Raw genomic sequence first — 245 nt, forward strand, 5'->3', positions numbered from 1 at the left:
TTAATTATAGCTGTTTTTTCTGTATGGTTATTCTCTTGTGTAAATGCTGGAGAAAAAGGGGATGCTGGTTTAAAAAACATTGATTTTTATGCGGCTGAACAAAGGCGTATTTACGCAGATGAACTTTTTGATAAGGTGGAAATTATTCCACTGGAAACTACCCCGGATTGTTTTTTGCAAGATTATCCTTTTATATTAGCTCTCACGAATGATTATGTAATATTGTCGAATACCTTCAATAATGC

General features: G+C 33.5%; 1 protein-coding gene. It reads left to right on the forward strand.

What is annotated here, in order from left to right; genetic code table 11:
• Positions 1-245 (forward strand): 6-bladed beta-propeller (locus tag DW103_RS18330; protein WP_233545742.1); only part of this gene is annotated, 245 nt, incomplete at both ends.

Source organism: Parabacteroides sp. AM08-6 (genome assembly GCF_003473295.1).
In the GTDB taxonomy this organism is placed as follows: domain Bacteria; phylum Bacteroidota; class Bacteroidia; order Bacteroidales; family Tannerellaceae; genus Parabacteroides.